Source organism: Pseudomonas sp. GD04091, assembly GCF_029836165.1.
Lineage (GTDB): Bacteria > Pseudomonadota > Gammaproteobacteria > Pseudomonadales > Pseudomonadaceae > Aquipseudomonas.
Genome location: NZ_JAOEBG010000006.1, coordinates 140,611 through 153,901, shown reverse-complemented (window position 1 = coordinate 153,901; position 13,291 = coordinate 140,611). Strand labels below are relative to the sequence as shown.

General features: G+C 66.6%; 1 protein-coding gene. It reads left to right on the top strand.

Annotation, left to right across the window (positions count from 1 at the left end; genetic code table 11):
* Position 1: 1 nt before the first annotated feature.
* The gene (locus N7422_RS10285; RefSeq protein ID WP_279806417.1) at positions 2–13,291 is read left to right on the top strand and encodes a hemagglutinin repeat-containing protein; all 13,290 of its coding nucleotides are present in this window, start codon (positions 2–4) and stop codon (positions 13,289–13,291) included.

Below are 13,291 nucleotides of genomic sequence, written 5' to 3'. Positions count from 1 at the left end.
CATGGATGTTCGTCAGTTCGCCTTCCTGGCTCGCCAGCCTTCGGCCGCCCTGCAATCCCGTGAGTCCTTCTGGGGCCTGTCCAAGCGCGGACTGGCGTTCATGCTGGCCAACATGATGTTCTGGCAGCCGCTGGTGGCGATGGCCGACGGCATCGTCGTCAACGGCAGCAACACCGGCCTCGGCCAGGCCGGCAACGGCGTGCCTATCGTCAACATCGCCACGCCCAGCGACGCTGGGCTGTCGCATAACAGGTTCAGCGACTACAACGTCGGCCAGCAGGGCCTGATCCTCAACAACGCCACCGACCGCACCCAGTCCACCCAGCTGGGCGGGATCATCCTGGGCAACAGCAACCTGGGCGGGCGCTCGGCCAATGTGATCCTCAACGAGGTCAACGGCGCCAACCCCAGCCAGCTCAGAGGCTACACCGAGGTGGCGGGGCAGTCGGCGCATGTCATCGTCGCCAACCCGTATGGCGTCACCTGCAATGGTTGCGGCTTCATCAACACGCCACGGGCGACCCTCACCACCGGCAAGCCGGTGGTCGAGAACGGCCAGTTGCAGCGCTACCAGGTGGAGCAGGGCAGCGTCACCATCGAAGGCGCGGGGCTCAATGCCAGCAACATCGACCAGTTCGAGATCATCACCCGCAGCGCGAAGATCAACGCGCAGATCCAGGCCCGACACCTGGCGATGGTCGCCGGCGCCAACGATGTCGATGCCCAGACCCTCAAGGCCACGGCGCGCGCCGCCAACCCGGCGGATGCGCCGCAGCTGGCCATCGACTCCTCGGCGCTGGGCGGCATGTACGCCGGCGCCATCACCCTGGTGGGCACCGAGGCCGGCGTAGGGGTCAAGCTCGACGGCCAGATGATCGCCAGCGGTGGCGATATCCAGCTCGACGCCAACGGTCAGCTGCGCATGGCCGACGCCACCGCGGCCAAGGGCGCGGTGGCGATCAACGCCGGTCAGCTCGATGCCCAGGGCGCGGTGTACGCCGGCACCCAGCTGCAGGTGAAGACCCAGGGCGACCTGGACAACCACAAGAATCTCGCCGCCGGTGAGCGCGTCAGCCTCGACAGCGGCGGCCGCCTGACCAACCACGGCATCATCGAAGCCGGCGTCAACGCCGACAACAGCCGCAACGGCAACGGCGATGTGCGTCTGAGCGCGCAGCAGGTCGACAACCGTGGCCAGAGCGTGGTGGCCAGCCGCGATCTCAACGTCAGCGCCGCGCAGACCCTGGACAACCAGGGCGGCACCCTGAGCGCGCAGCGCCAGCTGACGGCCAGCGCCGACACCCTGGACAACCGCGCCAAGGGCCGTGTGCTCAGCGCCGGCCAGGCCGACCTGCAGGCCGGCCAGGTGCGCAACGGCCAGGGTGGCCTGATCAAGGCCGACACCGCGATCGATGCCCGCGTCGCCCAGCTGGACAACAGCGGCGGCGAGCTATCCAGCCAGGGCAAGGTAACCGCGCAGGTCACCCGCCTGGACAACGTCGCCGGCACCTTGACCGCCGGCCAGCACCTGGCCCTGACGGCCAGCGGCGCGGTGGACAACCGCGGTGGCCAGATCACCAGCCTGCAGACCCTCGACCTCAAGGCCGGACAGGTGAACAACAGCGCGGCGGGGCGCATCGCCAGCAACCAGGCGCTGACCGCCAGCGTCACCGGGCTGGACCAGCGCGACGGCGGTCGCCTGACCAGCGTCAGCGAGCTGAGCCTGGACCTCAACAAGGGTCACCTGAACAACCAGGGCGGCCTGATCAACGCCCCCCGCCTGACCCTGAAGAACCTCGACAGCGTGGACAACCATCAGGGCGAGATTTCCAGCGCCCAGGCCTTCGCCCTGGTGGCGCGCAGCCTGGACAACAGCCTCGGCAAACTGCTCGGCAACCAGGGCCTGACCGTGCAGCTGGACGAAGCGTTGAACAACACGGGAGGCCTGGTTTCTGCCAGCGGCGTCAGCGTCACCGCCGCCAGCCTGGGCAACCACCATGGCACCGTCACCAGCCGTACCGATCTCTCCCTGACCCTGGCCGGCGCGACCGACAACCAGGATGGCGAGATTTCCAGCGTCGGCAGCACCACCCTCAAGGGCGCCAGCCTGGACAACCGCAAGGGCCAGGTCACCGGCGACGGTGCGCTGACCATCACCCTCGGCGCCGCCCTGGACAACCGCGCCGGCACCCTCGGCTCCGCCGGCAAGGTGGATCTGGAGGCTGCCAGCCTCGACAACCGCGAAGCTGGCAACCTGGTAACCGACGCCCGTCTGGACGCCCGCATCCACGGCCTGCTGGACAACCAGCAGGGCCAGATCACCGCCAAGGGCGCCATCGACCTGCACGCCGCCAAGCTGGACAACCGCGCCGGCAAATTGCGTGCGGACCAGCAGGCGCTGCTCACCGTCGACCAGCTGGACAACCGTGACAAAGGCCTGCTGAACAGCCTCGCGGCGCTGACCTTCAACGGCAGCGAACTGGACAACCGTGGCGGCCTGCTCAACGCCGTGGGCCCCGTGCGCCTGGACGGCACTCGCCTGGACAACAGCGGCGGGCGTATCTCCAGCCAGCGGGCGCTGGTGGCCCAGCTGACCCAGGTGGTCAACCACAAGGGCGAGCTCGTCGCCGAGGGTGACCTGACCCTGCAAGGCGCCGGCCTGGACAACCGCAAGGGCGGCCTGATCGGCGCCAGGCACCTGCTCACCGTGCAAGTGGACGACGTCGACAACCGTGGCGGGGAGCTCTCCAGTGGTGCGGGGCTGAACGTCAAAGGCGCCCTGCTGAACAACAGCGACAGCGGCAAGCTGCTCGCCGGCACCGACCTCGACCTGCAGGTCGCCGAGGTGCTCAACCGCAACCAGGGCGAGCTGTCCGGCAAGGGCACGGTGAACCTGGCCGGCAAGCACCTGGACAACGACGAAGGACGCCTGGTCGCCGGGCAGTCGTTGAACATCGATCTGGCACACGCCCTGGAAAACCGGCAGGGGCTGATCAGCGCCGAAGGGCGACTGACCGCCAAGGTCGGCAGCCTGGACAACGGCACCGGCAAGCTGTCGAGCGCCGACGCGCTGACCCTGACCAGCGCCGGCGCACTGCTCAATCGCAACGGCTCGATCACCACCGACGCCGCGCTGGTCATCGCCAGCCAGCGCCTGGACAATGACCAGGGTGGCGTGCTCAGCAGCAAGGGCGCGGCCAAGGTCGACACCGGCACCTTCGACAACGGCCAGGGCGCGCGGCTGGTCAGCGGTGACCGCCTCGACCTCACCGCAGGCCAGGTCAACAACGGCCAGGGCAGCCGGATCGCCAGCGAGCAAGCGCTGGTCGCCAGCGTCAGCGGCCTCGACCAGCAAGGGGGCGAGCTGTTCAGCAAGCGCGCGCTGACCCTCGACCTGAACCACGGCCTGCTCACCAACCACAAAGGCCTGATCAATGCGCCGCTGCTGGTGCTCAAGCAACTGGCCGACGTCGACAACCAGGAGGGCGAGATCTCCAGCGCCCAAGCCTTCACCCTGGCCGCGCGCAACCTCGACAACCGCAACGGCAATCTGATCGGCCAGCAAGGCCTGACCCTGCGCATCGAGCAGGCGCTGAACAACCTCAAGGGCCTGGTCTCGGCCAACGGCCTCGACCTGCGCAGCCACAGCCTGGACAACAGTGAGGGCCTGATCAGCAGCCGGGGCACGCAGCAGGTCGTCGTCGAGGCCGAGCTGCTCAACCAGGACGGCACGCTGATCGCCGACCAACGCCTGGACCTTCAAGCCGGCGAACTGAACAACCAGCGAGGGGTGGTTTCCGGCAAGACCCACGTGGTGGCCAAGGTCGGCAAACTGGACAACCAGGCCGGCCGACTGGTCGGCACGGACACCCTGAGCCTGACCGGCGACCGCCTCGACAACCGCCAGGGTGGCCTGGTGGGCGCGACCCACGGCCTGCAACTGAACGTCGGCGATGTGAGCAACAGTGGCGGAGAGCTGTCGAGCCAGGCCAACGTGACCGTCGAAGGCCAACGGCTGGACAACGGCGGCGAAGGCAAGGTGCTGGCGGACGGCAACCTGCAACTGACCGTTGCCGAGGTGATCAACCGCAGCAAGGGCCTGCTGTCGGGCAAGACCGGCCTGACCCTGAGCGGCGACAGCCTGGACAATACCGCCGGCCTGCTGCAGACCCGCCAGGCGCTGGTGGCTGACCTGCAAGGCAAGCTGGACAACCGCCAGGGCCAGATCAGCGCCGAAGGCACCCTGAGCCTGACCAGCGCCGAGCTGGACAACCGTGGCGGCAGCGTGTCCAGCGCCGGCACCCTGACCCTCGAGCACGGCGGCGCGGTGCGCAACCAGGGTGGCGAGCTGGTCACCGATGGCGCGCTGAAGCTGCGCGGCGGCCACATCGACAACAGCAATGACGGCGTCATCAGTGCCAAGGGCGTGGCCGAGGTGACCGCCGCCAGCCTGGACAACAGCCAGAAAGGGCGCCTGGGCAGCGGTGCCAGCCTGGCCCTGACCACCGGCCAGCTGACCAACCGCGAAGGTGGCCGCATCGCCAGCGAAGGCGCGCTCGACGCCAGCGTCACCGGCCTCGACCAGCAAGGTGGCCAGCTGTTCAGCAACGGCACGCTCACCCTGGATCTCAACCATGGGCTGCTGGACAACCGCCAGGGCCTGATCAACGCGCCGCTGCTGGTGCTCAAGCAGCTCGACGAGGTGAACAACCAGGGCGGCGAGATTTCTTCGGCCCGGGCCTTCACCCTGGCTGCGCGCAGCCTGGACAACAGCAGCGGCAAGCTGCTGAGCAACCAGGCCCTGACCCTGCGCATCGACCAGGTGCTGAGCAACCTCAAGGGCCTGGTCGCCGCGGTGAGCCTCGATGCGCGTGCCGCCAGCCTGAACAACGGCGCCGGCACCCTGACCAGCCGTGGCGACCTCGACCTGCAGCTGGCCGAGCGTCTGGACAACAGCCAGCAAGGCCTGATCAACGCCAACGGCGCCCTGACCCTCGCCAGCCGCGCCATCGACAACCACGGCGGTTCGCTGCTGGGCGGCGCCATCGCCCTGGACCTGGGCAGCGCCAGCGGCGACCTGAACAACGACGCCGGCCTGATCAGCACCGCCGGCCCGTTGACCATCAGCCACCTGCGTGACCTGAGCAACCGCGGCGGCGAGATCGCCAGCGGCCAGCGCCTGGACCTGACGGCCCGCACCCTGGACAACAGCGCCGGCAAGCTGATCAGCAACGACCAGCTGGGCGTCAACGCCCAGCGCCTGGTCAACCAGGGCGGCCTGGTGTCGGGTTGGCAGGGCCTGGACGTGGAACTGGGCAGCCTGGACAACCGCAACCAGGGCACCTTGTCCAGTCGCGATGGCGCGCTGCAGGCGCATGTCAGCGGCGACCTGCAGAACAACGCCGGCGGCGCCCTGGTCAGTCGCAAGGCACTGAACGTGACGGCGGCCAACCTGGACAACAGCGCCGGTGGCATTCTGTCCAGCGCCGCCGGGCAGCACCTGGTCGTCACCGGCCTGCTGAACAACGCCCAGGGTGGCCTGATCGACAGCGGCGCGGCCCTGATCCTCAACGCCATGACCCTGGGCAATGCCGCAGGCAGCATCAACGCCCAGCAGGCCATCGACCTCGATGCCACCACCCTGGACAACAGCAGCGGCAGCCTGGTCGGCAACGGCGCGCTGACCCTGAACCTGCTCGGCGCGCTGACCAACACCAACGGCAAGCTGGCCAGCGCCGGCCCGTTGCGTATCGACCACGCCACCCAGGTAAGCAACCAGGGCGGCCAGATCGCCAGCCAGGGCCTGCTGACCCTGCTGGCCGGCAGCCTGGACAACAGCAACCGTGGCACCGTGGCGGCGAAACAAGCGCTGACCCTGGCCATCGACGGCACCCTGCAGAACAACGCCGATGGCCTGATCTACAGCCAGAACGGCGACCTCGACGTCGCTGCCGCCACCGTGAACAACGCCAAGGGCACCCTGCAGGGGCAGGGCGCGCTGAAGCTGGTGAGCGGCGACATCGACAACCAGAGCGGCCGCATCCTCGCCGAGGGCGGCGATCTGAACGTGACCGCCGGCAACCTGGACAATCGCGGCGGCGTGCTGTCGAGCCTCAAGGGCACGCTCGACGCCGACCTGCGCGGCGTGCTGAAGAACGGCTACGACCTTGACAACAACCGCCAGGGTGGCATCACCCAGGGCCAGTCCCTGGTGCTCAAGGCGCTGGGCGGCATCGACAACTACGGCGGGCGCATCGCTGCCCAGACCGGCGATGCGCTGATCACCACCGTCGACTTCGACAACCGCAACGGCGGCCTGTATGCCAAGGGGCTGGTGCAGGTCCGTGGCGGCAACTTCGACAACAGCGGCGACAACGACGGCCAGATCGCCGGCCAGCGCATCGACCTCGGCCTGAGCGGTGCGCTGAACAACCGCCTGGGCATCATCGAGAGCGACAGCAGCCTGGCGATCACGGCGGCCAGCCTCGACAACCAGACCGGCCAGATTCGCGCGCTCGGCAGCAGCGGCGCCACCCGCCTGCAGATCGCCGGCCAGTTCGACAACCGCAACGGCACCCTGGAAACCGCCAACACCGACCTCGGCCTGGGCGTCGGCAGTTTCCTCAACGGCGGCGGCAGCCTGCTGCATGTCGGCCGTGGCACCTTCGATATCGCCACCGGTAACGTCACCGGCGCCGGCGGCAGCATCGTCACCCGCGGCGGCCTGACCCTCAACGCCGGCAGCTGGCGCAACAGCAACGTGATCCAGGCCGGGCGCCTGACGGTCAATGTCGGCGACTTCAGCCAGACCGCCAGCGGCCAGCTTTTGGCCAGCGAAGCACTGGTCGGCAGCGGCGGCAACTGGAGCAACGATGGCCTGATCGCCAGTGACGGCAGCCTCAACCTCAACCTGGGCGGCACCTACAACGGCAACGGCCGCCTGAGCAGCCGTGGCACCCTGGACCTGAGCGCGGCGCAGGTCAACCTGAGCGGCACCGGCAGCATCGCCGGCGGCGCCGCCAGTACCGTGTCGGTGGCCGGCCTGCTGAACAACGCCGGCCGCCTGACCTCCGCCGCCGGGCTCAGCGTCGGCGCCGGCAGCGTCAACAACCAGGGCACCCTGGGCGCCGCGCAGAACCTGACCCTGACCACCGGCGCCCTGGTCAACGACCGTGGCCTGCTGTTCAGCGGCGCCGACATGGGCCTGCGCGTCGACAGCCTGAGCAACAGCTATGCCGACGTGTACAGCCTCGGCAAGCTGACCATCGACCGTGACGGCCAGGGCAGCCTGGCCAGCAGCATCGTCAACAGCTCCGGCTCGCTGCAGAGCGACGGTGCGATGAGCCTGGCCGCCAGCACCATCCAGAACGTGCGGGCGGTGCTCAAGACCGACAACAAGGGCGTGTACACCGCCCGTATCGGCGAAGTCGCCTGTATCGAGGGCTACAACGCCGGCGACTGTGGCGGCAAGCGCAACCACGTCTGGGAGATCGTCCAGCGCGACAAGTTCGAGGTCACCGAAGCCAGCGCCGCGTCGAGCATCACCACCGGTGGCAACTTGACGATCAACGGCGGCGACCTGCTCAACAGCAGCAGCACCATCGCCGCGGCCGGCAGCCTGGTGGCCACGGTCAACAACCTGACCAACAGCGGGTTGGAGACCGGCGAGACCGAAACCACCCGCATCTTCATGTCGGCGCGCACCCGCAACGCGGGTGGCTGGTACAACGCCGCCAACAACGTCACCAACAAATACTGGATCGACAGCCCCGGCTATAACCCCAACGACCTGGGCGGCCTGCAAGCCGCCCTGGCCGGTTTCATCGGCATGACCGAGCGCGAATGGGTACAGCTGGGCAGCACCAGGCAACTGGCGGCTGGCGACCAGAGCTACGCCGGCGTGATGCAGGCCGGTGGTGCGGTGAGCGTCACCGCCGGCAACGGCATCAGCAACAGCGTGGTGCGTCCGGGCTATGCCTACATCGGCAGCGGCGCGCGCACCGATACCACCGCGCCCGGCACGGCGTTCTCCACCCGCGTCACCCTGAACCAGCAGCTGCCGCCGGACCTGGCACAGCAGCAGGTCAACCCGCTGGCGCTGCCCGGCTTCAGCCTGCCTACCGGGCAGCACGGCCTGTTCCGCCTCAGCACCGAAGGTGGCAGCGCGCCCACCAGCACCGGCCCGCAAAGCTGGACCATGGGCGGCGCCAGCCTGAGCGCCACCCAACGCCAGCAGCCGCTGCCGCAGGTCGCGGTCCGCGCCATCGACAGCGTTGACGCGGCCCAGACCGGAGCCCGTGGCACCGCGCTGAGCACCGCCGAGCGCACCCAGGCGGGCATCGGCAGCGACGCCAGTGCTATCAATACCGCCCTGCCGGGCGCCGGCAGCGGCCCGCTGCTGCCCGGCCGCACGGCAGTGGACGACGGCATCAACCAGGCCGCGGCGCTGAATGCGCAAGGCCCGGCACCGATCACCATCGAGCGCGTGCAAGGCATGCCCGACAGCAGCGTGCGCAGCAACCCGCACAAGTACCTGATCGAAACCAACCCGGTGCTCACCGACCTCAAGCAGTTCATGAGCTCGGACTACCTGCTGGCCAACCTCGGCTATGACCCCGATCAGAGCGCCAAGCGCCTGGGCGATGGCTTCTACGAGCAGAAGCTGGTGCAGCAGGCCGTGGTCGCCCGCACCGGCCAGCGCTTCATAGACGGCCAGGACACCGACGAGAAACTGTTCAAGTACCTGATGGACAACGCCATCAAGAGCAAGCAGCAGCTCGACCTGGCGGTGGGCGTGAGCCTGACCGCCGAGCAGGTGGCGGCGCTGACCCACGACATCGTCTGGCTGGAAAACGCCGAGGTGAACGGCGAGCAGGTGCTGGTGCCGGTGCTCTACCTGGCCCACTCCAACAACCGCCTGGCGCCCAACGGCGCGTTGATCGCCGGCAGCGACGTCAACCTGATCGCCGGGCAGAACCTCGACAACGTCGGCACCCTGCGCGCCACCCACAACCTGTCGGCCCAGGCCGGCAACAACCTGGTCAACAGCGGCCTGGTGGAAGCCGGCGAGCGCCTCGACCTGTTGGCGGGCAACGACCTGGTGAACAAGGCCGGCGGCATCATCGCCGGGCGCGACGTGAGCCTCGGCGCCACCCGCGACGTGATCAACCAACGCACCGCCACCTCGCACCAGAGCAGCAATGGCAGCTACGCCCAGCAGCGCGACTTCGTCGACAACGCCGCACGGGTGGAGGCGGCCAACAACCTGGCGATCAACGCCGGGCGCGACCTGAGCAACAGCGGCGGCGTGCTCAACAGCGGCGCCGACACCAGCCTCAAGGCCGGGCGCGACGTCAAGCTGACCTCGGTGGAGCAGGTGGTCAGCAATGACCGCGGCGTGCGCTACAACGACTACAGCGTCACCCAGAACGGCGCCAGCCTGCAGGCCGGGCGCGACCTGACCGTCAGCGCCGGGCGCGACATCAGCGCGGTGGCCAGCGCGATCGAGGCCAAGCGCGACGTGGCGATGACCGCGACCCGGGACCTGGACCTGATGTCCGCGGCCAATGAACAGCATTCGGCGAGCAAGACGAAGAAGGTCACCAGCCAGGAAGATCATGTCCAGCAGGTGTCCAGCACCGTGGTGGCGGGCGGCAACCTGGCGTTGAAGGCCGGCGATGACCTGGCCTTGAGCGCCAGCCGGGTGACGGCGGGGAATGAGGCCTATCTCTATGCCGGCGGCGATGTGAACCTGGTCGCTGAGGAGAACAGCGACTACAGCTATTACCGCAAGACCAAGACCAGCAGCTCCGGGCTGTCGAGCAGCCAGAAGACCCGTATCGACAGCTCGCGCTCCGTCACCCAGGAGGGCTCGTCGGTCAGCGGCGACACGGTGGTGGTCCGCGCCGGGGAGGATATCGGCGTGTCGGGCAGCAACATCGTGTCCACCCACGATACGAGCCTGCTGGCCGGGGGCAACATCCAGATCGAGAGTGCCACGCAAACCTTCGAGCAAAGCCACTCGAGCTCGAAGAAGAAGTCCGGCTTGCTCAGCAGCGGCGGGATCGGCGTTACCCTGGGTTCGACCAGCCTGGAGAACACCTCCACCAGCAAGAGCGAGAGCGCCAAGGCCAGCACGGTGGGCAGCGTGCTCGGCAACGTCTCCATCGAGGCGGGCAAGGACCTGGGCGTCAAAGGCTCCGAGGTCATCGCCGGCAAGGACATCACCCTGGTCGGGCAGAACGTCGAGATCGTCGCGGCCGAAAACCACAACACCAGCGAGCAGACCGCCAAGAGCAAGAGCAGCGGCCTGACCCTGGCCTTGTCCGGCACGGTAGGCAGTGCTGTCGATACCGCCTACCAGACGACCAAGCAGGCCACCAAGGAAGAAGACAGCCGGCTCTCGGCCCTGCAAGGCATCAAGGCCGGCCTGACCGGTGTCCAGGCCTGGCAGGCCGCGCAGGAAAATGGCGGTATGAACGCCGAGAACGCCGGCGAGTTCGTCGGCATCGCCATTTCGCTCGGCGGGCAGAAGTCCAGCTCGCGCCAGACCCAGGAGCAGACCGTCAGCCAGGGCAGCAGCCTGACCAGCGGCAACGACCTGACCATCGTCGCCAAGGGCAATGGCAGTGACGCCACCGGCGGCGATATCCGCGTGCAGGGCAGCAAGCTCAAGGCCGGCAACGACCTGTCGCTGCAAGCCGAGCGCGACATCGTGCTGGAAGCGGCGGCCAACACGCAGAAGCTGGACGGCAAGAACAACAGCAGTGGTGGCGCCATCGGCGCCAGTATCGGTTTCGGCTCGAGCGGCGGCGGCCTGAGCATCTTTGCCAATGCCAACAAAGGCTCGGGCAACGAGAAGGGCAACGGCACCACCTGGACGGAAACCACCCTGGATGCCGGGAACCAGGCCAGCTTGCTCAGCGGGCGGGATACCACGCTCAAGGGCGCGCAGGTCAACGCCGACAAGGTCGTCGCCGACGTTGGACGCGACCTGACGCTGCAGAGCCTGCAGGACACCGACAACTACAAGTCCAAGCAGACCAATGTCAGCGGCGGGGTGAGCGTCGCCATCATTGGCGCGGGCGCGAGCGGCAGCCTCAGCGTCAGCCAGAACAAGCTCGACTCCAAGTACCAGAGCGTGCAGGAGCAGACTGGGCTGTTCGCCGGCAAGGGTGGCTACCAGATCGATGTGGGCAAGCACACCCAGCTTGACGGCAGCGTCATCGCCAGCACCGCCGAGGCCGACAAGAACCGCCTGAGCACCGGGACTCTGGGCTGGAGCGATATCGAGAACAAGGCCGAGTTCAAGAGCCAGATGGCCAGCGCCAGCGTCAGCGGTGGCAACAGCGGCTCGACGGGCTTCACCAGCAACATGCCCAGCGGCACGCTGATTGCCTACAACCACAGCGGCAGCGCCAGTGGCACCACGTCATCGGCGATTTCCGAGGGCACCCTGGAGATTCGCGATCCGGGCCAGCAGAAGCAGGACGTCGCGACCCTGAGCCATGACGTCGAGCATGCCAATGACAGCATCAGCCCGATCTTCGACAAGGAGAAAGAGCAACGGCGGCTGCGGCAAGTGCAGTTGATCGGTGAGATCGGGACGCAGGTGTCGGACATCGTGCGGACCCAAGGCCAGCTCAAGGCCAACGAGGAAGCGCGTGCGGAGCTGGAGGCGCGTGGGATCAAGGCTCCCGAGAAAGGCGCGAGCAAAGAGGCCGAACAGGAGTACCAGAAGCAACTGGTCGCTACCGATGCTTACCAGAAGATCATGGGCAAGTACGGTACCAGCGGTGATTACCAGCGCGTTACTCAGGCGGTCACAGCGGCCTTGCAAGGGTTGGCGGGTGGCAACATTGGCTCGGCGCTGGCTGGGGCTTCGGCACCGTATCTGGCGCAGTTGATCAAGAAATCTACCGGTGACAACGCGGCGCTCAATGTCATGGCTCACGCCGTGCTGGGGGCAGTGGTGGCCCAGGCACAAGGCAACTCGGCAGCGGCGGGAGCCGCCGGTGCAGCCGGTGGCGAATTGGCCGCACGCCTTATTGCCCAGCAGTTGTATGGAACTACCGATGGCAATGCCCTGAGTGAAGAGCAGAAGCAGACGATCTCGGCACTGTCGACGTTGGCGGCTGGCCTGTCAGGTGGTCTGGTGGAAGGTAACAGCACGGGTGTTGTCGCGGGGGCGGGGGCTGGTCGCAATGCCGTTGAGAACAACTTGTTGGCGAACAAGTACGGTATCGAGCGGTTGGATGCGACAAGTCGGGCGCTTTACGAGAAGCTCAAGGCTGCTGGTATTGGAAGCATTGATGAGCTGCAGGAGCGGTACCAGGCTTGTGCTGGTAATGGTGAATGTCAGCGTGGAATACGCAATGAATACCGGCAGCAGGAAAAGGAGGCCGGGGAGAAGCTTGCTGATCTGTACCAGAGCGGCAGGCTGAGCCGGGAGGACTACAACATCCTGGTGGCGGACTACGCCATCGCCATGCTGGAAGGGGTGAAGCAAGGGCAACGCAATGGCGAGGGTGGTGATTACCTCAATATCTATTCGCTGTCGGGTGCCGACTGGACTCCGCTAGGCGGAATCGCCAATCCATACCTTGGTGCGATCAGGGCGAGTGAGATGATCGCCGAGTGGCGGCGGCAAGGGCTAAGCGACGAAAAAATCAGCACCCTGGCGCATCAGGATGGATTGCTTGGTTCGACGCTGGCACCAGTGGACGTTCCTGGAATTGTCAATCTTGTTGACAATGGCGCTACTCGGGAGGAGATTTTAAAATTTGGTGCGGCTGTTGCGTTTGGTAAAGCTGTAGGTGGTGCAAAAGCGACTGGTGCAGCTGAAGTGCCGGCTACTTCTGCAATTGCGCGTGTTGGGCTGAGAGACAATCTCGCCGCTCAAGCGGGGATTCCTCGAAACATTGCTGAGTCGCCGTCGAGCATGTGGGGTAAATCGATTGATGACATCAAGCAGTCGCTGATGCTTGATGGTGCGAGTCTTACGCCGAAAGCACCATTGGCTGGTACTTCAGGTAAAGCACAGGTCTTTAACGTTGAAGGACACCCGAAAATAAAAGAGGTTGAGTTCCATCCGGGCGGTGGGACCCACGGCGATAGTCCGTATTATAAGCTTGTTACTACTGAGAAGATTGGTACGAAAAATATAGAAATACGGGTAATTGATCCGTCGCCTGATTTTAGTCCGGGCACTATTACGCGTTATCAACAATACTATGATGCCCAAGGAAATCGTCTGAAATATGAGGGCGGTGAGTGGAAGGGCTGGAAGTGA